Consider the following 22044-nt stretch of genomic DNA (forward strand, 5'->3'; position numbering starts at 1 on the left):
CGATCAGCCGCCTGGCTGCGTGGTCGGGGTCGTGGGGGTGGTCGTCGGGGTCGGCACCGGGATGCTGACGTTGCCGTTCTGCGGGATGACCATGAACTGGATCTTGCCCGACTCGATCGCGGTCTTCAGCAGGTAGCCGTTCGCACCGAGCATCGCGACCTGCTGCTTGACCGACTGCAGTTCGACGTTCACCTGCTGGTTCTTCTGCTCCTGGGTGGCCTTCGCCAGCTCGGCGCGCTGCTTGGCCTCGAGCCCGTCGATGATGCCCTTGTCCAGCGGCATCGGCTTCTGGATCGTGAACGACAGCTCGCCGCAGTCGTTGCTGCCGTTGTAGCCCGGGCCGCAGAAGTAGTCACCGCCGACCGCGGCCGGCAGCAGCCGGGTGAACTCCTTGGCCGCCGCGCTCTGGAACGCGGACTTCTTCGCCTCGTTGTTGTAGAGCTCGGCCCAGCCGTAGTTCGTCGCGACCGCGGCCAGCGCCCGGTCGATCTGCGGCCGGAAGTAGCTCTGCAGCATGTCGTTCCAGCCTTGCTCCTCGTACGCCTCGGTCTTGAGGCCGATGCGCTCGTGGAACGACTTGATCACGTCCTTGTCCCGGTTCAGCGTGAAGTACACCTGCACGCGGACGCCGAGCCGGACGTTGTCCTTGCTGACCACGGTGACCTCGTCGGCCGCGTCGGTGTCGGCGCCGTCACCGCCGATGATGTACGACCGCTGGTCGATCGGGTACGTGTAGAGCGTGTCGCCGGGGCCGATCAGCTTGTTCGTCGAGCCCGGCGGGACGATCGACTTGAACTTCTTGTCCTCGATCACGCCGCCGCCGTAGTGCAGACCGATCCGGTTCGCGTCGGTGTTCGCGAAGTTGAAGATGTTGAACAGCGCGATGATCACGATCACCGCGACGATCAGGCCACCGATCACCTTGGCCTTCACGCTGCCGCCGCCCTTGGGCTTGATCGCGGCGGCCGCGTTCCCCAGTTTGACCATCAGTCGTCGAGCTCCTTGCGTTCCACCAATCGCCGTACGTCGGCGAGGGTCAGGTCGGCGGTGACCGCGACGTCGCGCGGTACCGACGGATGCGAGCTGAGCGTACGCAGGCCCTGCTCGGCAGCCGCGACCGCCCGCTCGAGCGACCTGACCTCGTGCGTCAGTGCCCGGTGTTCGGCGTTGACCTCGGCCAGCGCCTGCTCTGCCTGGACGGCCCGGCGGTACGACGCCCACCCGAACCAGGCGGTTCCGATCAGTACCAGCAGCGGGATCAGGCCCAGTTCGATCATGTCCCGATTGTCGTTCATCCCAGGGCGAAAAACGGTTGAACCGTTGACCGCCGGACAGTAAGTTCGCAGTACACGCGAAGGGAGGTGGTCCAACGCATGAATTGCTATCGGACTCGTGAGGTGGCGGCGGGCTAACCGCCAACCACAGTTAAGTGGGCAAGTGGTGGGCCAATACAACGCCAGCCACCGGGCCTGCGGGCAGTCAGGTAGTCCGCCTGACCCTGAGTTCGGCCACCCGGTCGTGTCTCTGGAAGCGCCCGCAGGCTTTTTTATGCCCTCAGTCGGCGCCTCAGTCGGCCCTCAGTCGGCCGGCGGGCAGTCCAGGCCGAGCGCCTCGCCGATCTCGCGGAGTTGGGCCTCGAAGTACGCGCCGGCATCCGGCAGCACCCAGTGCAGCTGGCCGAAGACCTCCATGCAGATCAGCCCGTAGAGCCTGGTCCAGTAGGTCAGCGACAGGTAGATCGCGCCGGGCGGCATGCCCTGGAAGTGCTCGGACTCCTGCGTGAGCTGGGCGATCAGCTCCTTGCCGAGCAGCTCGTCGGGCGGGTACGGGAACGGCTTCCAGTGCCAGATCTGCGCGACCAGTTCCTTGAAGACCGCGCCGAACCGCATCGCCGCCTGGTGACCGGGCGTCTCGTCGTGGTCGTCCGCGTCGGGCGTCGGGACCGCCGTACCGAACAGCAGCGCGAACTCGGCCGGATGCGCGAGACCCCAGTTCCGCAGGCCGTTGGCTAGTAGGTACAACCGCTCGCCCAGATCCGGAACCTCCTCGGTCGTCTGCAACTGCATCAGCGCGGCCGTCAGCTCGTCGTACAGGTCCGCGATCAGCGCGCCGATCAGCGCCTCGTGGCTCGGAAAGTACCGGTACAGCGCGGGCGGGGTCAGGCCCAGCTCGCGCGCGACCGCCCGCAGGCCGACCGCGGCCGATCCGCCGCTGACCAGCAGCCGGCGCGCGGCCGCCTTGATCTCGGCCAGCGTCGCCGCTCTCCGGCGGTCCCGGCTCTCCATCTCGAAACTCTCCTTGACATCGCGGTAGGGCAGGACCTTAGAGTGAACACCGTTAACAGTTAACGCTGTTCACTCAAGCTGCTGCCGCTCAAATCTACTCGCTGGGGAGAGTTTCGTGTTCGAGACGCTCGGCCACTTCACGTACCGGCGCCGCCGTCTGGTGCTCGCCCTGACCGGTGTCTTCGTCGTCCTCGGACTGGCCTGGGGCACCGGCGTCTTCGGCTCGCTGGCGAACGGCGGCTTCGACGCGCCGGACACCGAGGCCGCGAACGCGGTCGCGACGATCGAGCAGAACGTTGGCCGCACCGGCACCGACGTCGTCGTGCTTTATCGCAGCCCGTCCGAGACCGTCGCCGACCCGGCCTTCAAGCAGTCCGTCGAAAGCCATCTCGCCGGGTTGCCGAGCGCCGACGTGACCGGCGTGTCGACGTACTGGAGCACCAAGTCGCCGGTGTTCGTGTCGAAAGACCAACACAGCACGTACGCCGTACTCACGCTGGCCGGCGGCACGCCGGAGGCGCGGCTGGACACGTTTCACCGGATCGCCTCGAAGGTCCGGGCTGCGCCTGCCGGGCTCGACACGAAGGTCGGCGGCGAGGTCGCGGTGTTCGACGAGGTGAACACGCAGACCGAGCACGACATCGTGAAGGCCGAGTCGATCTCGACGCCGATCGTGCTGGTGCTGCTGGTTGTCGTGTTCGGCGGTCTGGTCGCGGCCTCGCTTCCGCTGTTCGTTGGTGCGCTCGCGATCCTCGGCTCGTTCGTGCTGCTGCGCGGGTTGTCGGCGGTCACCGACGTGTCGATCTTCTCGATCAACATCGTCACGATGATCGGGCTCGGGCTGGCGATCGACTACGCGCTGTTCATCGTCACCCGGTTCCGCGAAGAACTTGCTCGGGGCAACGACGTCGAGAGCGCGCTGGCCACGACGATGGCGACGGCCGGGCGGACAGTCGCGTTCTCCGGTGTGACGGTCGGCGTGGCGGTCAGCAGCCTGGTCCTGTTCCCGGTGATGTTCCTGAAGTCGATGGCGTACGGCGGCGCTGCCGCCGTGGCGATCGCGATGGTCGCGGCACTGACCGCGCTGCCGGCGCTGCTCGGCGTACTCGGTCATCGCGTGAACAGCCTGCGGATCTTCAGGCCACGCAAGGCTTCCGCTTCGCAGGGCGCCTGGTATCGGCTGGCGCACAGCGTGATGCGGCGGCCGGTGCGATACGTGCTCGTGCTCGTCCCGGTACTGCTGATTCTGGGGATCCCGTTCCTGTCGGCGCAGCTGGGTGGGGTGGATCATCGGTCGTTGCCAACGGGCGCTACTTCGCGGACGGTGACCGAGACGCTCCAGCGGGACTTCCCGGGGGCGGGCGGGTCGGACATCTACGCGGCCGTGCGGTTCGATTCAGCACCGAGCGATCCGGCGGCGGCGCTGGCGCCGTACATCTCTCGGCTGCAGCAGGTGCGGGACGTGGAGAACGTGCGGATCGGTGGTTACGCCAACGGTGTCGCGTCCGTTGTCGTGCACACTCATTTCACCGGGCAGGAGTTGGCGGCGCGAGACGTCGTACACGGGGTGCGCGCGGTGCCGGCGCCGACGGGTACGCAGGTCCAGGTCGGTGGTGAGACGGCGGCGGTGATCGATCTGCTGGACGTGTTGAAGGAGCGCGCGCCGTATATGGCCGGGTTCATCGTCGTGGTGACGTTCGTGCTGCTGTTCGTTGCCTTCGGCTCGTTCGTGCTGCCCGCGAAGGCGTTGCTGATGAACGTGTTGTCGTTGTCGGCGGCCTTCGGGGCGATGGTGTGGATCTTCCAGGACGGGCATCTGTCCGGGTTCCTCGGATTCACGCCGGCCGGGTTCCTCGATGCGACCAACCCGGTGCTGCTGTTCGCCGTACTGTTCGGGCTGTCGATGGACTACGAGGTGTTCCTGCTCAGCCGGATCCGGGAGGAGTACGACCGAACCGGCGACAACACCGAGGCGGTCGCGCACGGCCTGCAGCGGACCGGCGGGATCATCACCAGCGCGGCGTTGCTGCTGATCATCGTGGTGGCGGCGTTCTCGACGTCGGGGATCGTGTTCGTCAAGATGATCGGCGTCGGGCTGGTGATCGCGATCGCCCTGGACGCGACGATCGTCCGGGCGCTGCTGGTGCCGGCGACGATGCGGTTGCTGGGGCGGGCGAACTGGTGGGCGCCGCGACCGCTGGTGCGGTGGTGGGAGCGCAACGGGTTCCGCGAAACCGATCAGGGCTGGAGCCGGACGAGCTCCCAGGAACCTGAGCTGGCACGACGGTAGGCCAGGCGGTCGTGCAGCCGGCCGACCCGGCCCTGCCAGAACTCGATCACTTCTGGAGCGACCAGGTAGCCGCCCCAGAAGTACGGCGTCGAGATCTCGGTGCCCTCGGGCCACTGGCGCTCGTACGACTCGTACTGCAGGTCGAGCTCCTCGCGGGACGCGACTGGCTGGCTCTGCTGCGACGCCCACGCGCCGAGCTGTGACTCTCGCGGCCGGCTGGCGAAGTACTCGTCGACCTCTTCGGTGGGGAGCTTGGTGACCGTGCCCTCGACGCGGACCTGGCGCTCCATCGCGTGCCACGGGAACACCAGCGCGCAGTGCGGGTTGTCGGACAGGTCGTCGGCTTTGCGCGACTGCTGGTTGGTGTAGAACACGAACCCGCGTTCGTCGACACGCTTGAGCAGAACCGTCCGCGCCGACGGCCGCCCGTCGCGGTCCGCCGTGGCCAGCACCATCGCGTTGGGCTCCGCCAGGCCGGCCTCCCGGGCCTGCTGCAGCCAGGTTTCGAACTGCTTGACCGGGTCAGAAGCCATCTGATCCTCGAGCAGCTCCCCCAGTCCGTACGTACGCCGCATCTCCGCAAGATCCACGCGTCGAGCCTACTTACGCTTCGGCCGGACCGTGCGATAGGCCCGCCACAGCTTGCTTCGACCTACTGCCCTGACCAGCGGATGGCGTTGCGGTGCAGGCGGCCGACTGACGGGCGGCTTCGGGTTCGCAGGGGCGGTTGGCAGGTGACGGTTGACCTCGGCGAGGTGCTGGTCGAAGGTGGCCCGCCACAGCGCCTGGCGGAGCGTGGCCTCGCCGGCGGCCGAACTGGCGCCGGCGACCGAGGCGGCCCAGAGGGTGTCGAGCTTCTCGAAGCCTTCGACGTCCTGGAGCAGCTGCTCGATCAGCTCGCGGTCGGCAGCGTCAGCCAGACAGCGGACCTTGGCGGGGCTCCGGCGGGTGCTGACCGTGGGGCTGGGTTTGAAGAACGGTACGTCGACCCACGCCGGCACCAGCCGCCGGAGCAGCTCGCGGTGCAGTGCGTTGTCAAGGCGTTGCGCGGGATCCAGTGCGAAGGCCGACCGAACGAACGAGGGGACCAGGAGCGGCGAGACGACGCCGGTGCGCTCCCCCGTCGTACCCCAGCGGCGGAGGCGTTCGACGACGTAGAAGTAGTCGAGCATCGTCGCGTTCTCGATGCCGCCGTGGACGGCGGTGCGCAGTACACGCTCGATCTGCTCGGCGACGGCGGCGCGGGCGGTGTCGCTCGGGCCCGCGGTGGCGACCAGGCGGGCCTGCAGATGGTTGCTGAAGGCACGCAACTTGTCCGGCAGCGGCAGGGCATCCAGCTGCAGTACGTCGCGTGGGTAGAAGTGGCCGTGTGCCACCTCGCCGCCGGCACCGCCGATCGCGAGGTGGGCAACGCCGGCAAGGGAGGTCGGAGGCGTGTGAAACAGGTAGCTGGACGGTCGTAGCCCTTCGGAGTACCTGTGCCAGCGGACTGCTCGGCTGACCATCTCCACCGGCTGCGGTCTGGCGGCAGTCGCTCTGGACGGGACCTTACGGCTTACTGCGTGTTCGACTGGTTGCTGGAGCATTTGCACCAATGACTCTGCGACTTCCAGCTCACCAGGGACCGCGTCGTAGCTGTTGAGCTTCAGCGCGACACCTGCAGCCAGAAACGCACCTGCGACCACACGGGAGTCGCGCCCACCGCTCAAGTCGACCGTCGGCCGTCCCGGCCACAGGCGAGCCACCGACCGCGCCACGTCCTGCAATGCGGCGGCTGTCTCGTCTGCTGTGTCCTGGTTGTCCGTCGACCACACGCTGGTTGTCTCGATCCGGCTGACGGTCCGCTGCTGACGGTAGCCGTCGGCAACGATATGCGTCGCACCAGGAACGGTCAGTACACCGTCGTACGGCGTACTGTCGTCCATGAACCAGCCGCAGGCAGCGGCGAAGCTCCAGCCTCTCGGAGCTGGTGAAGCGGGCATTCCGGCGAAGAGCAATGTCGCGGCGGGGCGATTGCTCCAGACCCATCCGTCCGGAAGCCGCAACTGGAACAGCCGTCCGACGCCGATCGAGTCGGTGAAGAGGTCCAGCCGCTCCGCACCCGGGTCCACAGCCGCCAGCGTGAACGGTGGGGGCAGGTCGAGGAAGCTCGCCGGAGTACGCCGTACTGCCTTCGCCAGGTGGGCAGGGGCGTAGTACGGCGCGATGTCACCGATCACCCGTTGGTAGCCGAGCGGGGCGTGCACGCTGGCGACGCGGACGTCTCCGCCGTCGTGCCAGGACGGCCAGAGACACGTGTCGTCGCGGCGGTCCCACATGTGCAGTCCGACCGCTTGGCCGTCGTACCCCTGGTGTTCGGCCTTGTGCTGCCAGAGATCGCCGTAGTACGCCTCCACGCGGGCACGACCGGCGGCCGCGCGTGCGGCGCTGTCGTGCGCGAAGGTGTAGGCGACCAGCGTTTCCATGCAGAGCCTGATGCGGGCTCCGCGGCAAAAGTTCCGCCCGGACCGAGCCCCGACCGGCTCGAACCGGTCACAAAGCTGTGTTGTCATCAGTTCCGAGAACTATGCTGCGGGAGCGCCGATACGAGGACGAGGGAGTGGCATGTCTGATCCGAGGACCGAGGTGCAGCACGGGCTGGAAGGCGTGGTCGCCTTCGACACGCAGATCGCCGAGCCGGACAAAGAAGGTTCGGCGCTCCGCTATCGCGGCGTGGACATCGAGGACCTGGTCGGCCGCGTCCCGTTCGAGAACGTGTGGGGCCTACTGGTCGACGGCGCCTTCACCCCGGGCCTGCCACCGGCCGAGCCGTTCCCGCTGCCGGTGCACACCGGCGACGTGCGCGTCGACGTACAGTCCGCGCTGGCGATGCTCGCACCCGCCTGGGGTCTGCGGCCGCTCTACGACATCGACGACGTGCAGGCGCGTGACGACCTGTCCCGGGCGGCGGTGATGGCGCTGTCGTACGTCGCACAGGCGGCCCGCGGCGTCGGCCACCCGATGGTGCCGCAACGCGAGGTGGACAAGGCGACGACGATCACCGAGCGGTTCATGATCCGCTGGCGCGGTGAGCCGGATCCGAAGCATGTGAAGGCGGTCGACGCGTACTGGACGTCCGCGGCCGAGCACGGCATGAACGCGTCGACGTTCACCGCACGGGTGATCGCATCGACCGGTGCGGACGTCGCTGCTGCATTGTCCGGTGCGGTCGGCGCGATGTCCGGCCCGCTGCACGGCGGTGCGCCGGCGCGGGTGCTGACGATGATCGAGGGTGTGGAGCGATCCGGCGACGCACGCTCGTACGTGAAGGGCTTGCTGGACGCGGGCGAGCGGCTGATGGGCTTCGGGCACCGGGTGTACCGGGCCGAGGACCCGCGCGCCCGCGTGCTTCGTCGTACGGCGCGTGAGCTGGACGCCCCGCGGTACGAGGTGGCTGAGGCGCTGGAGCAGGCCGCGCTGGCCGAACTGCGCGAGCGGCGGCCGGACCGTGTGCTGGAGACCAACGTGGAGTTCTGGGCGGCGATCGTCCTCGACTTCGCGGAGGTGCCGCCGCCGATGTTCACGTCGATGTTCACCTGTGCACGGACCGCCGGCTGGAGTGCGCATGTACTGGAGCAGAAGCGGACCGGCAGGCTGATCCGGCCGTCGGCGATCTACTCCGGCCCCGCGTCCCGGCCCGCCGACGCGATCGAGGGCTGGAACCCCGACTGGGCCTAACGGTCCTGGCTTGGAGTGCGGCCGGTGCGTTGCTTGTACTGGCGGCTGAAGTACGGAACGTCGGTGTAGCCGAGGGCGGCGGCCGTCTCGGTGACGGTCATGCCGCTCTCGGTCAGCAGCTGGTGTGCGCGATCGATGCGGGCCTGGATGAGGTACTGCGCGGGTGACATCCCGAACTGCGTGACGAACCTGCGCGTGAACTGCGCCCGGCTCAGCGAAGCCTTGGAGGCCATCTCCGCCACCGTCCAGTCGCGGCCCGGGTCCTGCCGGAGCTGCCGGGCGATCTCGTCGACGGCGGTGTCGGTGACGCGTCGGCCCGGGTTGTGGACGGCGTCCCAGATCAGCGCGATCAGTTGCTCAAGGCACAGTTCCGCCTGGCGCCGGCCGAGCGCGTCCTGCCGCCGGTAGGACGCGTCGCTGGTGCGGGCGAGAACGCCGAGCAGCTCGCGGTCCATCACCTCGCCCCAGCGCGGGTCTGGCGCCGCGCCGGTCGTCTGGAAGTGCATGCCGAAGACCAGCAGCCTGCGATGCGGGTCGTGGGTGGCGCGCGGGGCGTCGCCGGGCTGGAAGACCGCGCAGATGCCCGGGTGCAGGTCCTGGCGTTCGCCGTCGAGAACCAACTCGCCGCGGCCGTCCATGACGCACCAGAGCAGGTGATCCGCGAGCGGGCGTGAGGTCCACGACCAGCTCGGCTCACACCGCCAGAAGGTCGGCGCCGACATCAGCTCGAGCTCTAGTCGATGCAACAAAAGTTCAACTCCTCGCGCGAATCCTCCGTGGTTCGGTGCCGGTACCAGGCAGGAGAATTGGATCTGACCAGCAGCGTAGAGCACATCCGCGGGAGTCGTGCATGAGCGTTTCATCCAACATCGACGTCGTACTTCGGGAAGAGTTCGAGCGGACCGGTTACACGCTGGTCCGTGGCCTGTTCAGCACTGACGAGGTCGACCGGTTGCGGGACCACTACATGGAGGTCCGGCACCGCGGGCCGCGCTCGCACGACTTCGCGGGGCACAACTCCACCGACCGGGACCCGCTGAAGCGGTATCCGCGGATGGCGCAGATGCACCGCTGGGACGAGACGTCGCTGCAGTGGCTGATCGACCCGCGGATCCACGAGGTCATGACGACGCTGCTCGGACGGTCGCCGTACGCCGTACAGACGATGGTCTACTTCAAGCCGCCGGGCTCCCGCGGGCAGGCGCTGCACCAGGACAACTTCTACCTGAAGGCCGATCCGGGGACGTGCGTCGCGGCGTGGATGGCGCTCGACCGGGTCGACGAGGCGAACGGGTGCCTCGAGGTCGTGCCCGGTTCGCACCGCTGGCCGATCCTGTGCACCGAGAAGGCCGACACCACGGTCAGCTTCACCGATGTCACGGTGCCGCTCCCGTCGACCGGGTCCGCCGTACCGGTGGAGATGGAACCGGGCGACGTGCTGTTCTTCCACGGGGCGCTGGTGCACGGGAGCAACCCGAATGTCACCACGGACCGGTTCCGGCGGGCGCTGATCGGCCACTACATCGAGGGCGAGGCGGAGCGGGTCGCGCAGTACTACCACCCGGCCCTCCGGATGGACGGGACCGAACTCACGCTGGAGGTAGCCGAAGGCGGCGGCGCCTGCGGCGAGTGGACCGAGACCCCGGACGGCCCGGTCGCCGTCCTGACCGGCACCCAGACCATCACCCGCAAGCACGAGTAGTCCGCGCGGTGAGCCCCCGGGTGGTGGGGTGGGAGCGGTGTGGGAGGATGGTGGGCGCTGACAGCGTCGTCGGCTTTCTGAGATGCAGACGACGAAGGGAAGACGCTGGTGACCAGCGACATTCAGATTCCTGCTGAGCTCAAACCCGCTGACGGCCGTTTCGGTTCGGGTCCGTCGAAGGTCCGCCCGGAAGCGATCGCCGCGCTGGCGACCGAGGGCGCGAAGCTGCTCGGCACCTCCCACCGCCAGGCCCCGGTGAAGAACCTGGTGGCCCGCGTACAGCAGGGCGTGGCCGAGCTGTTCAGCCTGCCCGAGGGCTACCAGGTCGTGCTCGGCAACGGCGGCTCGACCGCGTTCTGGGACATCGCGACGTTCGGGCTGATCCGGGAGAAGAGCCAGCACCTGAGCTTCGGTGAATTCTCGTCGAAGTTCGCGAAGGCCGCTCAGCTCGCCCCGCACCTCGGCGACCCGACGATCGTGAAGTCCGACCCCGGCACCCGCCCGGTCGCGGTGGCCGAGGCCGGCGTCGACCTCTACGCGTGGCCGCACAACGAGACCTCCACCGGTGTGATGGCGCCGGTCAAGCGCGTCGAAGGCGCCGACGAGGGTGCGCTGGTCGCGATCGACGCGACGTCGGGTGCGGCCGGTCTGCCGGTCGACGTCAACGAGGCCGACGTGTACTACTTCGCGCCGCAGAAGGGCTTCGCGTCCGACGGCGGCCTGTGGATCGCGCTGATGAGCCCGGCAGCACTCGCCCGGGTCGAGGAGATCGCCGCGTCCGGCCGCTGGATCCCGGCGTTCCTGGACCTCGCGACCGCTGTCGACAACTCCAGCAAGAACCAGACCTACAACACGCCGTCGCTCGCCACGCTGTTCCTGATGGCCGAGCAGACCGACTGGATCAACAACCAGGGCGGCCTGAAGTGGAGCGTCGCCCGGACGACGGACTCCAGCAACCGGCTGTACACGTGGGCCGAGAAGTCGGAGTACGCGACGCCGTACGTCACCGACCCCGACGCCCGCTCCCTCGTCGTCGGCACCATCGACCTGGACGACGCGATCGACGCCGCCGCGGTCGCCAAGGTCCTCCGCGCCAACGGCATCGTCGACACCGAGCCGTACCGCAAGCTGGGCCGCAACCAGCTTCGCGTCGCGATGTTCCCCGCGGTCGACCCGGACGACGTCGAGAAGCTGACCCAGGCCATCGACTACGTCGTCGAGAACCTCAAGTAACCGGAGTCACCGAACAGCCGCCGTACTCACGTGGGTACGGCGGCTGCTTCATTTGCTCAGAAGTTGATGCGGAGCACGGCTCGGCGGTTGCCGGGGCGGCTTACTTCGGTGAAGCCGGCGGCGGTGAACATCGCGAGGGTGCCGACGGAGCCGCCGTCCACGAGGTCGGGGTAGCCCTCGAGGGCTTGGGCGCCACTGCCGCGGGCGAAGGGGACGGTGGCTCGGGCCAGGGCGCGGGCGATACCTCGGCGGCGGTAGCCGGCGCGGGTGACGAAGCAGGTCACGGCCCAGACGGTCGGGTCGGTCCTGTCCTCGTTGCGGCCGAGCCAGGGGACGCGGAAGTCGCGGAGCAGCCTCGGGTGGTCCGCGCGCGGAGCGACGGCGCACCAGCCGACAGGCTCGCCGTCGACGTACGCGATCAGGCCGCTGGTCTCCTGCGCCTTGCGGTTGCCGCAGGCAGTCTGGTCGCGGAGCCGGGAGGCGAGCTCGTCGGGACCTTCAGATGCCCATGACTCCTTGGGCAGCATCCGGAACCGCTGACACCAGCATCGTCCGGGATCGCCGGCGCCGAAGACCGCCTGCAGGTCCTCCCACGACGCCTCGTTCGCCGGAACGATCGTGAGCTGCTCGTCGGTGACCGGCTCCCTCGAACCCGCCGTACGTGGAACAGGAACCCGCTTGGCCGGCTTCCGCTGTGTCTGCTCGCGCCGTGTCTGCTTGCGAGCCGGCGCCTCGAACGTGAGCCGAAGGTCGACCGTGTCGCCCGCGTCCAGTCCTTGAGGCTTACGCACGCCGTCCTTCAGCGGCAGCAGGTATCCACCGTCCTTCGACCACAATGACGTCTTCCACTCCGTGGTCCCGAGGCGTGCGCGGATCGGGAGCATGCCCCAGCTGTGGTGGCCGGCGGCCGACGCGGCCTCCTTCAGCGCGGCAGCGTCCTCGTCCGGGACGGGAACGAAGTAGTACGGCGCCGGACCGCGCCACTCGATGACCTCGCCGCTGAACTCGTGCTCCATGCCCCGATGCTAGGACCGGTTCCGGACGTACAGCTTCCGGATTTGCGGATCAGACGTGCGGGCGGCGATGACCTGTGGGTGGGGACTGGCCGGTCAGGCGGTCGTTCTCGGCTTGGCGGTCCAGGCGTTCGCGGCGGCCCGGAGGAAACGTCACGATCGTGATGATCAGCGCGAACAGGCCGGCGCCGATGATGATCCAGCGGAGGTTGTGATTCTTGCCGGAGTCGGAGTTGCCGGAGTCCGACGTCGTGGCCTGCTTCGGCGTCGCGCCTGCGGACGGCGGGGTGGAAGCGACTGCCTTGGCGGGAGCCGTCAGCTGGTAGATGGCCGAGTTGGCGCCTTCGCTGCCGACGAGGACGGTGTTGTCGGTCGGGCCCACCGCCACGGTCTCGCCCTGACCGAGGACTGCGGCGCCGCGCGCGACCACGGTGGGCGTATCGCCCCAGGCGACCGTTGCGACATCGGTGTACGTCCGGAGCACCACGCGCTGGCCGTCCGGCAAGAATGTGCCGTCGGTGATGATCCCGGACGGCGCCGGCGCGAGCTTCGAGAGGTCGTTGGTGCCCTGGCGGCTCGGGGCGGGCGGGGCGGCGTAGATCGCGCCGGTGCCCTTGAGCTCCTTCGTCACGATGTACAGCTGACTGGTGCCCGGCTCGATCAGCAGCGTCTCCGCGTCGTGCGCGCCGTCCGGGTATTTGAAGTCGAACTGGTGGTACTTGACGTCGGCGTCCTCGAGCGTCTCCGGCTCCGGGATCGTGTAGATCTCGATCTGCTCGCGGTCGGCCTTGTTGTCGCCGATGTCCGCGATGTAGATCGTGCCGTTCCGGTCCACGCCGAGGGCCTCGACGTCGCTCACCTTCGCGCCGAACCGCAGTACCGCCTCGACCTTGCCGGTCGTCGAGTCGATCGCGAACACCCGGCCGGTGTCGCCGGAGTCGTTCACGGTGTAGTACGTGCCGGGGTGCTTCACGCTCTTCGCCAGACCGGACGACTCCTTGATCCGGTCGTCGCGGATCGTGAACAGCTTCTTCGGAGCGGCCGGGGTCGGGTCTGCCTGCACGATCGCCGAGGTCGCGGAGGCCGTTGTGGCCGTTGTGGGTAGCGCCACACCCGCGAGCGTGCACAGCGTCGCCCCGACCAGCGCGAACGCGGTCCGAAGTCGCCTCACAAGCCCACCCCGCCGCCCACGGCCCGCCCGCCAGGCGGCGTCGCAGCCGGCCCAGTCGCGGCGATCCCCGTCGTACCAGGCGGAGTCTCGGCCGATGGCGTCTCTACGGGTAGGAGGAGTTGAGCCAGGCGGGGGTTGACCTGCCATTCGGTGATCAGGGCCTGGTACTCGGTCTGGAGATCGGCGGTCGGCTTCGCGCCGGTCCGCGCAGCGCGAAGCAGCAGATTGCGCGGCGTGTGCTGACTGTCCACGAACTGCACGACCTCCACCCGGTAACCGACCTGTCGCAGCACCGCCGCCCGCAACGAATCCGTCAGGACGTCGGCAAACCGCTCACGAACGATGCCATATCGCGTCATCAGCGCATAAGGCGCCGGTGGTGTGACGCTCTTGAGCTGCTTTTGGATGTCGTGATGACAACACGGGGCCGCGAGCACCAGCGGAGCCTCCCAGCCGACGGCCCGCGCGAGCGCGTCGTCGGTCGCGGTGTCGCAGGCATGCAGCGCCAGCACGACATCCGGCCGTACGTCGAGCTCGGCCGCCTCGATGGTCGCGTCGACGAACCGCAGGTGATCCTGCCAGCCGAGCGCCTCGACCACCCGGGCGTTCCGCTTCCGGGCCGCCGGGTTGTGGTCGATGCCGGTCATCCGGACGTCGTGCCCGGCCGCGGACAGCAGGTGGTACGCCGCCAGCGTGAGGTAGGCGTTCCCGCAGCCGAGGTCGACCACCTGCAGCGGACGGTCCGTCGCGATCCGGCCCGCCCCGATCGCCTCGTCGAGCGCAGGCGCGAGCAGCTTGCAGAACTCCTCGATCTGCTTGTACTTCGCCTGCCGCGACGGCTTGACCCTGCCCTGGTGGTCGCTGATACCGAGCTCGATCAGGAACGGCGCGGCCGGATCGAGCACCCGCTGCTTCACCCGGTCGTGCCCGGTCTCCTGCTGCCGGCTGTCGTCCTGCCGGTGCAGCAGCTCCTTGCCCTTCTTGGTGTACCGCAGCCGCAGGGTCTCGTCCGTCGTCTCCACGTGCCACGACCCGTACGGCAGGTCGAGGAGCTCGTCGACCGCCTTCTCCACGTCGGCCGCGGCGACGTTGCGCGTGTGGGCCTGCCGCTCGTCGAACTCGGTGATCTGCAGGTGCCGCTGCCCCTTCAGATCGACGTACCGCACCTCGACCCGCAGGTACGCCGGCGGGTCGAACCCGCGACGCCGCCCGGACGCCAGCGCCCGCACCAGACTGCTCTGATCCAGCAGGGCAGCACGAACCACCTCCAGCGCCCCGGCCTCCGCCGACCGCGCCGGCTCGCCCGACCGCACCACTGGTTGCATCGCGCCATTGTCCCCGACCCCCACCCCCGATCTCAAAAGGGTCTCGGAACCCACCGTCGCCCCCTCCCGACTCCTCGCACATTTCCTCCGCTGCCATCGAGCACGAAGGGCTCGTCTTGCCCACGCCGGCTCAACGGGTAGCACATGTGCTACCTTGGGGTTCATGGACGCATTGGGACTTCGTGAGCTGCGGCAGAACGCGAGTGATCTCGTCCGCCGCGCCGAGGCCGGCGAGCACCTGGTGATTACCGTGTCCGGCCGCCCAGCGGCTGTGCTCGGCCCACCGGAACGCGACCACTGGCGGCACTACGACGAGATCGCAGACATCCTGAGCCGACGCACCGATGACGCCTGGGAGACCGATCGCGACCTGATCGATCAAGACCTCGTCGATCCCTGGGAGCCGACGAAATGAGGGCACTGCTAGATACCAGTGTCCTCATCGAAGGCCTGGATGAGCCAGTTGATGCGGAGTTTGCGATCAGCACCATCAGTCTCGCCGAATTGCACTTCGGGGTGCTGGTCACCAAGTCACCGGAGACTCGTGCGGCCCGGCTGCGGCGTCTTGCCGGCATCGAACGCGCTTTTGAGGCACTGCCGGTAACCGACGCAGTGGCTCGCACCTACGGCTCCTTCGCAGCAGCGGTTGCGGCCGCAGGAGGGCAGCCGCGCGCCCGCGCGTTCGACCTGGTCATCGCGGCAACCGCGGCCACTCACGAGGCTGCCCTCTTCACCCGAAACCCGAAGGACTTCCGCGCAGTTCAGGAGCTCGTTGAGGTCGTCGGTATCTGAGCCGCGCCGTCATTCGAGTTTTTGGTCGTCGGTGAGGAGGCCTAGGGAGCGGAGGCGGGTTGCGATGCCGCCTTCCTGGCGGCCGAGGGTGGTGACGAGGTCATCCTTGGTGGCGCCGTTGTGGAACATCTCGATCAGGGTCTGCTCGTCCTCGGGGGACCACTGGCTGAACGCCTTCGGGTGGTTCTTCCGGGCCTGCTCGATCTTGCGGGTCATCGAGCGCGGGTTGAGCAGCTCGAGCGAGCGGATCCGGGCCTGGCGGTGGCGGCCAACCTCCTCGCCGCCGCGCCAGAACACCACCGCCCCGTCGTCGAACGTCATCAGGTCGGCGGGGACGTCGCAGTAGTCGGCGTCCTCGAGCATCACGCGCATCATTGCTGGTTCTCTCCATTCACGGTCGATGCGTGGTCGACAGAGAAGATGCCGCGATCCGGCCCGCCCCGAGCCACCGATCCCCAATCTGTGGACAACCAGGCCAAACGCGGACCGCAAGGACAATCGCAGAACTTCTTTGCAAAAATTCTTTGCAAAGAGCCTTTGCAGTCCTATGCTCGACACCATGAGCGATGAGACCAACCCCCAGCCACCCCGCACAGTCCGGCTGGACCGACACCTGGTGCGCGCCCTAGCCCACCCGATGCGGAACCGGATCGTCGGCCTGCTGCGGGTGTACGGCCCGCAGACCGCCACCACCCTGGCCGGCCGCCTCGGTGTGAACACCGGCGCGACCAGCTACCACCTCCGCCAGCTGGCGGACGCCGGTCTGGTGGTCGAGGACGACAGCCGCGGGAACGCACGCGACCGTTGGTGGAAGTCCGCTCACCAAGGCACCGAGTTCAACAAGGCGGAGCTGCTCGAGCAGGAGCCCGAGCTGGCACTGGGCTTCCTGCACGGCGTCGGCCAGACGTACGCCGAGAACATCTTCGGCTTCATCGACGCGATGCAGACGATGCCCGAGGACTGGCGCGACGCCAGCGTGCTGGCGGACTACTTCTTCCACCTGCGAGCCGACCAGCTCGACGCGATGATGCACGAGGTCATGGCGGTGCTGGAGAAGTACAAGACACCTGACCTGACCGCTCCCCTGCCGGAGGGCGCCGAGCAGGTCACCGTCCAGATCCAGGCGTTTCCCCGGGAGACACGATGAACAGGAACCGCGCTCCGCTCGTCGCGTTCCTGGTCGCGAACGTCGTCTCGATCTGCGGTACCAAGGTCAGCGCGATCGCCATTCCCTGGTTCGTACTGATCACCACAGGCTCGCCCGTGAAGACAGGTCTGGTCGCGCTGGCCGAGATGGCGCCCCTGGTCATCGTGAAGGCCGTAGGCGGCCCGCTCATCGACAAGGTCGGCGCCCGTCGCATCAGCGTCCTGGCCGACACCGCCAGCACCGGCGTCGTCGCGCTCGTACCACTCCTGCACACGCTCGGCCTACTGCACTTCCCGACCCTGCTCGCGCTGGTAGCCATCGCCGGCGCGCTCCGTGGACCAGGGGATTCCGCGAAGGAGACCCTGATCCCGGACATCGCCCGCGCGGCGAAGGTCCCACTCGAACGCGTGACAGGCCTGGAGAGTACGACGGAACGCCTGGCCGGCTTCTTCGCGTACGCACTCGCCGGCGGACTGATCACCCTGGCCGGAGCAGTCAACGCGCTCTGGATCGACGCAGCCTCGTTCGGCGTCTGCGCCGTACTGATCGCCCGCTGGATCCCCAAGCAGGACAGGCAACCGACGAACAACGAGACCGAAGAGAGCTACGGCCGCCGGCTCCGTGAAGGCTGGAACTTCCTCCGTACGGACCGCCTGCTGCTGCCGCTCGTGACGATGATCGCCGTCACCAACCTGCTCGACGCCGCGATCGGCACCGTCCTGCTGCCCGTCTGGATCAGGGAACACGGCTACGGTCCCGGCCACACCAGTCTGATCCTCACCTCGTTCGCTGTGACCGCTACCGCGTTCGCCCTCCTCGCGTCCGCCATCGGTGACCGCATCCCGCGCAAGCTGATCTTCACGATTGCGTTCTTGATCGCAGGAGCTCCCCGCTTCATCGCCCTGGCGACGGACGCACCCGTGTGGACGCTGATGGCGGTGTACGCCGTCGGCGGCATCGGCGCCGGCTTCATCAACCCCGTGCTCGGCGCGATCCGCGTCGAACGGATCCCCAGTCACCTGCTCGGCCGGGTCAACTCGTTGTCGAACGCGGCCTGCTGGACGGGCGTACCACTGGGAGGCGTCGTAGCCGGCGCGGCGATCGCGGGCATCGGTCTCGCGCCCGCACTGCTCGCAGGAGGTGCGATCTACCTGATCGCGACGATGTCACCAGTGCTGATCGGGCGCCACGAGAAGTGGAAGGCTACGCCGGGCCCAATGGAAACCACGGCAGCTCCGGTTCGGGACGCAGTCAGCGCCGTTTAGCAGATCAGCTTTCGGGGAGGTCGACGACGGCGACCGGCCGGTCGGCGTCGTTCAGGACTCGCCGGCTGACAGATCCGAGCAGGATGCGCTGGACCAGGCCCTTGCCGTGCGTACCGACCACGATCAGCTGGGCGTCCTCGGCATGACCCAGGATTGCTTCCGCGGCCGGGCCTGCTACGGCCACGGGCTCGACGTTCACCGACGCGGCGTCCGTCCCCTTCACCTCGTCGAGCACTTGGGTGACGGCGCCGGTGGCCTCGGCCTCCACGTCCGCTCGCATCCGTGCGACGAGCTCCGGGTCGTCCCGCAGCGCAGGGTGCGGAAGCTCGTACGCCGCGACCGCACGCACCGACGTCCCCCGCACGGCAGCCTCGGTGATCGCATAGCGGAGCGCGTTCGTGCCGAACTCGGATCCGTCCACGCCCACCACGATCGGGCCCGTCGCCGGTGCCTCGCCCTCACCGATGACGATGACCGGGCATTTCGCGTGGATCGTCAACCGGTTGCTCACCGAGCCCATCAGCGCACTCCTGACGCCACCCAGCCCACGCCGTCCGACGACGACCGCAGCCGCGCCCTCGGAAGCGTCCGCCAGCACGTGCGCCGGGTGGCCCAGCTGCGAGGTGAGCGTGCAGGTCAGCTCGGGTGCGAGCTCGCGCACCCGGGCCGCCGCGGCCTCCAGCAGCTCCCCGGAGAACTCGGCGTACCAATCCACGGGCTGGCTCGGCACTCCGTGGTAGCCGTAGAAGTTCAGGTCGGGAAGAGTCGTGTAGGCACTGATCAGTTCGAGCTGCTCACCCCCGAGGCGAGCCCGGGACACCGCCCATTCGAGCGCTTGCGCGCTCTGCTCCGATCCGTCGATGCCGACCACGATCCGTCCAGCCATGTCTGTCCTCCCGTGAAAGAGCCGACAGTTCCGAACTTAACCCTCCGTGACGGGATGCGACAGCCCTCCGTCGACAAACAGGCAGCTAAGCCCTCGCGGACTTGGCCAGTTCTCGCTGCATCCGGTCCCGCTCGGCCCGCAGCAGCCCCAGCATCACCAGATCCAGCAACATCCCACCCGCGGCCGCGAACTGCGTCGCGGCGAACTGGAAGACCTGTGTCATCAGCAACGACACCAGGACAGCCAGCTCGAACAGCCGCACCGCCCTGGCCCGATTGCCCTTCCGCAGCGCCAGTGCACCCCGCACCGTGAACGTTGCCGACAGCAAGCTTCCGGCCGTCACGCCCAGCACTGGAAGGTGATTCAGCCCATTGCCGACGACGATCGCGATGGCCATGGCCGCAACCACCTGCAGCACCAGGACGGCGACAGCGATCCGCGGGGCCTTCGGGTGCGTCGCGAGTCGCTCGAACGCACGCTGCAGTGCCTGCCAGGCGGCATCGACCGGAGCAGCCAGCTCAACCTCGTCGGCGGGGCACGCGGCCAGCAGTTCCCTGGTCTCCCGCCTCCCCTGCACCTGCGGCGGCACCGCCCGCAGCAGCTCCGACGCCTCCGCACGACGACGTCGCGACAGACCGCCGGCGACGCCCTCGACGGCATGGTCGATGACGTTGGCCAGCTCCTCCCGCGGGTCGATCGGCCGCCGCGTGGTGAGGAACCGGAATCCGAGAACGATCAGCACGAAGACGATGTACACGATCGCCGCGGTCGGCTTGTAGAAGTAGTTGTTGTCCGAGGTGACGAACTTCCCCACCTCGTCGATGAACAGCCCGAAGCCGATCCCGCCGACCGTCGCGGCGGCCGGCCGGACGACGGGTCCGACGTACCCGAGCAGCAGTGAGATCGCGATCAGCATCAGCAGACCGCCGGGTAGCACGTGCGCGATGTGCAGACCCTTGCCGCCGATCTGCGGGTAGCCGCTCAGGCTGAGGATGAGCCGGGTCACCAGGACCGTCGCCACCCCCGACACCACGAACGTGGTCAGGTGCTCCCCGGACCGCACATTGCGGACCAATCCGGCCCGCATCAGGTACGACGACCGCGCGGCGGTGCTGTTCGTCATTGGCGCGACGTTACCCGGGCCTCGGACCCACCACAGCAGTGGAGCGTTTGAGACGTGTGAATACGAATCCACTTCGCTATTGCGCTTCGCCCATCGGCGGCTTAATCTCTCGCGTAGCGGAATACCACTTCCACCAAGTGATACCCGTCCGCGCCGCCCCCTGACCGGCCGAAGTCCTTCCAGAGCAGTGATCCGAAGGCTTCGGCCGATTTTCCGGCCCGTTTCTACATCGGTGAAGAAGGACTCCTGAGAGGAGGCCACCATGAGCACGAGCACCGAGATCTCTGCTCCGGCAGGCCGTGAACCGACAGCTGAGGCCCCTCCCCCGGCAGCACGTCCCAGACCCGGCCGGCGCACGGACCGGGTCGCCTACCTCTTCCTGCTCCCCTGGTTCACCGGACTCCTGCTGCTGACCGCCGCACCCCTGCTGGGATCGCTGTACCTGTCGTTCACCAAGTTCAACCTGCTGCAGTCACCGCGCTGGAACGGCTTCGGCAACTACGTGAAGATGTTCACCGACGACCCGCGCTACCTGCAGTCGTTGAAGGTCACGTTCATCTACGTGGCCCTCACCGTCCCGCTGCAGCTGGGATTCGCGCTCGCGGTCGCCGTGATGCTGAACCGCCCGATGCGCGGGATGGCCTTGTACCGCTCGATCTACTACATCCCCTCACTGCTCGGCGGCAGCGTCGCGATCGCGGTGATCTGGGGCCAGCTGTTCGACGACGACGGCGTACTCAACGCCTTCCTCGCGTTCTTCGGCGTCGGCGGCCGGAGCTGGATCTCCAACCCCGACACGGCTCTCTACACGCTGGTGCTGCTGAACATCTGGCAGTTCGGCTCACCGATGGTGATCTTCCTGGCCGGCCTCAAACAGATACCCCAGGAGCTGTACGACGCGGCCTCGGTCGACGGCGCGAACGCCTGGCGACGATTCTGGTCGGTCACCGTGCCGCTGCTGACGCCGATCATCTTCTTCAACGTGGTGCTGCAGATCATCCAGGCGTTCCAGGCCTTCACCCCGGCGTACGTCGTGAGCGGCGGCAGCGGAGGCCCCTCCGACTCCACGTTGTTCTACACGCTTTACCTGTACCAGCAGGGTTTCGCGAACCTGAACATGGGGTACGCCTCCGCGATGGCGTGGGTGCTGCTGCTGATCATCGCGATCTTCACGCTGATCAACTTCGGGCTCGCCCGCCGCTGGGTCTACTACGAGGACCGCTGATGACGACACTCCAGCACGCTCCCGCAGCCCGGCGGCGCACCCGCAGGTGGCTGACCCATCTCGCGCTGATCGCCGGCACCCTGGTGATGGTGTATCCGCTGCTGTGGATGGTCGGCGGATCCTTCAAGGACGAGTCCGACATCTTCTCGCAGCTCAACCCGTTCCCCAGTTCGCTCGACCCGCGCAGCTACATCGCCGGCTGGACCGCGACCGATCCCACCTTCACCCGGTTCTACATCAACTCGATGCTGATCGCGGTGCTCGCGGTGGCCGGCAACGTGATCGCCTGCACCCTCACGGCGTACGCGTTCGCCCGGCTGGAGTTCCGCGGCAAGAAGGTGTTCTTCGCGATCATGCTCGGCTCGATCATGCTGCCGGCGCACGCGCTGCTGATCCCGCAGTACGTGCTGTTCTTCCACCTCGGCTGGGTGAACACCTATCTCCCGCTGGTGGTGCCGAAGTTCCTGGCCACCGACGCGTTCTTCATCTTCTTGATGGTCCAGTTCATCCGCACGATCCCGCGGACGCTGGACGAGGCCGCGATGATCGACGGCTGCGGCAAGGTCCGCATCTTCAGCCGGATCATCCTGCCGCTGACCGGACCGGTGCTGATCACCACCATGATCTTCACCTTCATCTGGACGTACAACGACTTCTTCTCCCAGCTGATCTACCTGTCCTATCCCAGCAGCGAGACCGTCCCGGTCGCGTTGCGGCGGTTCGTCGACGCGACCGGCAACTCGTCGTACGGGCAACTGCTGGCCATGTCGGTGCTGTCGCTGGTGCCGACCTTCATCGTCTTCCTTCTCGCCCAGCGCCGGATCGTCGAAGGCATCGCCACGACCGGCCTGAAGGGCTAGCCCGAAAGGA

At 67.9% G+C, this 22044-nt stretch carries 22 protein-coding genes; 10 read left to right on the top strand and 12 right to left on the bottom strand.

The window, feature by feature from the left end; genetic code table 11:
- Window positions 1–3: 3 nt before the first annotated feature.
- The 3 genes from AB0J62_RS04605 to AB0J62_RS04615 all read right to left on the bottom strand — a co-directional run bounded on the left by AB0J62_RS04605 (window position 4) and on the right by AB0J62_RS04615 (window position 2285).
- Complete coding sequence (locus AB0J62_RS04605; protein WP_363864385.1) at window positions 4–987, bottom strand: SPFH domain-containing protein; 984 nt, start codon at window positions 985–987, stop codon at window positions 4–6.
- Window positions 987–1277, bottom strand: a complete 291-nt coding sequence (locus AB0J62_RS04610) for a hypothetical protein (protein WP_363864387.1) — start codon at window positions 1275–1277, stop codon at window positions 987–989. Before AB0J62_RS04610 ends, AB0J62_RS04605 begins: the two co-directional genes overlap by 1 nt.
- Before the next feature lie 300 nt (window positions 1278–1577).
- The gene (locus AB0J62_RS04615; RefSeq protein ID WP_363864389.1) at window positions 1578–2285 is read right to left on the bottom strand and encodes a TetR/AcrR family transcriptional regulator; all 708 of its coding nucleotides are present in this window, start codon (window positions 2283–2285) and stop codon (window positions 1578–1580) included.
- A gap of 115 nt (window positions 2286–2400) precedes the next feature.
- Between AB0J62_RS04615 and AB0J62_RS04620 the strand changes: the two genes are divergently transcribed.
- Window positions 2401–4575, top strand: a complete 2175-nt coding sequence (locus tag AB0J62_RS04620; RefSeq protein WP_363864391.1) for an MMPL family transporter — start codon at window positions 2401–2403, stop codon at window positions 4573–4575.
- Here AB0J62_RS04620 and pdxH read toward each other — a convergent pair.
- Complete coding sequence (gene pdxH, locus AB0J62_RS04625) at window positions 4524–5165, bottom strand: pyridoxamine 5'-phosphate oxidase (protein WP_363864393.1); 642 nt, start codon at window positions 5163–5165, stop codon at window positions 4524–4526. The two genes, AB0J62_RS04620 and pdxH, sit on opposite strands and share 52 nt — an antisense overlap.
- A 9-nt stretch (window positions 5166–5174) precedes the next feature.
- Window positions 5175–7040, bottom strand: coding sequence for a hypothetical protein (locus AB0J62_RS04630; protein WP_363864395.1), 1866 nt, complete (start codon window positions 7038–7040; stop codon window positions 5175–5177).
- Between the two features lie 139 nt (window positions 7041–7179).
- Between AB0J62_RS04630 and AB0J62_RS04635 the strand changes: the two genes are divergently transcribed.
- A complete protein-coding gene (locus tag AB0J62_RS04635) occupies window positions 7180–8292 on the top strand; it encodes a citrate synthase 2 (protein ID WP_130440992.1) in 1113 nt (370 codons plus the stop codon).
- Here the strand turns inward: AB0J62_RS04635 and AB0J62_RS04640 are convergent.
- Complete coding sequence (locus AB0J62_RS04640) at window positions 8289–9038, bottom strand: AraC family transcriptional regulator (protein WP_363864398.1); 750 nt, start codon at window positions 9036–9038, stop codon at window positions 8289–8291. The two genes, AB0J62_RS04635 and AB0J62_RS04640, sit on opposite strands and share 4 nt — an antisense overlap.
- Window positions 9039–9142: 104 nt before the next feature.
- Between AB0J62_RS04640 and AB0J62_RS04645 the strand changes: the two genes are divergently transcribed.
- Entirely contained in the window at window positions 9143–9994 is an 852-nt protein-coding gene (locus tag AB0J62_RS04645) for a phytanoyl-CoA dioxygenase family protein (RefSeq protein WP_363864400.1), read from the top strand.
- Window positions 9995–10099: 105 nt separating this feature from the next.
- Entirely contained in the window at window positions 10100–11227 is a 1128-nt protein-coding gene (serC, locus tag AB0J62_RS04650) for a phosphoserine transaminase (RefSeq protein WP_363865149.1), read from the top strand.
- Window positions 11228–11283: 56 nt separating this feature from the next.
- Here serC and AB0J62_RS04655 read toward each other — a convergent pair whose 3' ends face one another.
- Genes AB0J62_RS04655 through AB0J62_RS04665 form a run of 3 tightly spaced genes read right to left on the bottom strand, consistent with a single transcriptional unit; the run spans window position 11284 to window position 14736 of the window.
- Window positions 11284–12243 (bottom strand): GNAT family N-acetyltransferase, encoded by a 960-nt coding sequence (locus AB0J62_RS04655; RefSeq protein WP_363864402.1) that lies wholly within the window; start codon window positions 12241–12243, stop codon window positions 11284–11286.
- 49 nt (window positions 12244–12292) lie between these two features.
- Window positions 12293–13411, bottom strand: coding sequence for a hypothetical protein (locus AB0J62_RS04660; RefSeq protein WP_363864404.1), 1119 nt, complete (start codon window positions 13409–13411; stop codon window positions 12293–12295).
- Window positions 13408–14736 (bottom strand): SAM-dependent methyltransferase, encoded by a 1329-nt coding sequence (locus AB0J62_RS04665; protein WP_363864406.1) that lies wholly within the window; start codon window positions 14734–14736, stop codon window positions 13408–13410. Before AB0J62_RS04665 ends, AB0J62_RS04660 begins: the two co-directional genes overlap by 4 nt.
- Window positions 14737–14899: 163 nt before the next feature.
- Here AB0J62_RS04665 and AB0J62_RS04670 point away from each other — a divergent pair, with 163 nt between their 5' ends.
- Window positions 14900–15151 (top strand): type II toxin-antitoxin system prevent-host-death family antitoxin, encoded by a 252-nt coding sequence (locus AB0J62_RS04670; protein ID WP_363864408.1) that lies wholly within the window; start codon window positions 14900–14902, stop codon window positions 15149–15151.
- Complete coding sequence (locus AB0J62_RS04675; protein ID WP_363864410.1) at window positions 15148–15528, top strand: PIN domain-containing protein; 381 nt, start codon at window positions 15148–15150, stop codon at window positions 15526–15528. The genes AB0J62_RS04670 and AB0J62_RS04675 overlap by 4 nt, the downstream gene beginning before the upstream one ends.
- Window positions 15529–15537: 9 nt before the next feature.
- Here AB0J62_RS04675 and AB0J62_RS04680 read toward each other — a convergent pair whose 3' ends face one another.
- Entirely contained in the window at window positions 15538–15903 is a 366-nt protein-coding gene (locus tag AB0J62_RS04680) for a hypothetical protein (RefSeq protein ID WP_134107605.1), read from the bottom strand.
- 184 nt (window positions 15904–16087) lie between these two features.
- On the opposite strand from AB0J62_RS04680, the gene AB0J62_RS04685 reads away from it, so the two are divergent.
- Both AB0J62_RS04685 and AB0J62_RS04690 read left to right on the top strand, forming a co-directional pair.
- The gene (locus AB0J62_RS04685) at window positions 16088–16675 is read left to right on the top strand and encodes a helix-turn-helix domain-containing protein (RefSeq protein WP_363864412.1); all 588 of its coding nucleotides are present in this window, start codon (window positions 16088–16090) and stop codon (window positions 16673–16675) included.
- Window positions 16672–17940: an MFS transporter gene (locus AB0J62_RS04690; protein ID WP_363864414.1), complete on the top strand. Its 1269-nt coding sequence runs from the start codon at window positions 16672–16674 to the stop codon at window positions 17938–17940. Before AB0J62_RS04685 ends, AB0J62_RS04690 begins: the two co-directional genes overlap by 4 nt.
- 4 nt (window positions 17941–17944) lie before the next feature.
- Here the strand turns inward: AB0J62_RS04690 and AB0J62_RS04695 are convergent, their stop codons facing one another.
- Window positions 17945–18826 carry a universal stress protein gene (locus AB0J62_RS04695; protein ID WP_363864416.1) on the bottom strand — a complete coding sequence of 294 codons (882 nt, stop codon included), beginning with the start codon at window positions 18824–18826 and terminating at the stop codon, window positions 17945–17947.
- Between the two features lie 85 nt (window positions 18827–18911).
- Window positions 18912–19949, bottom strand: coding sequence for a hypothetical protein (locus AB0J62_RS04700; RefSeq protein ID WP_363864418.1), 1038 nt, complete (start codon window positions 19947–19949; stop codon window positions 18912–18914).
- Between the two features lie 262 nt (window positions 19950–20211).
- Here AB0J62_RS04700 and AB0J62_RS04705 point away from each other — a divergent pair, with 262 nt between their 5' ends.
- Together AB0J62_RS04705 and AB0J62_RS04710 are read left to right on the top strand one after the other, a co-directional pair.
- Window positions 20212–21174, top strand: coding sequence for a sugar ABC transporter permease (locus AB0J62_RS04705; protein WP_363864420.1), 963 nt, complete (start codon window positions 20212–20214; stop codon window positions 21172–21174).
- The gene (locus AB0J62_RS04710) at window positions 21174–22034 is read left to right on the top strand and encodes a carbohydrate ABC transporter permease (protein ID WP_363864422.1); all 861 of its coding nucleotides are present in this window, start codon (window positions 21174–21176) and stop codon (window positions 22032–22034) included. Before AB0J62_RS04705 ends, AB0J62_RS04710 begins: the two co-directional genes overlap by 1 nt.
- Window positions 22035–22044 lie beyond the last annotated feature (10 nt).

This window comes from Kribbella sp. NPDC049584 (genome assembly GCF_040675555.1).
GTDB lineage: Bacteria > Actinomycetota > Actinomycetes > Propionibacteriales > Kribbellaceae > Kribbella.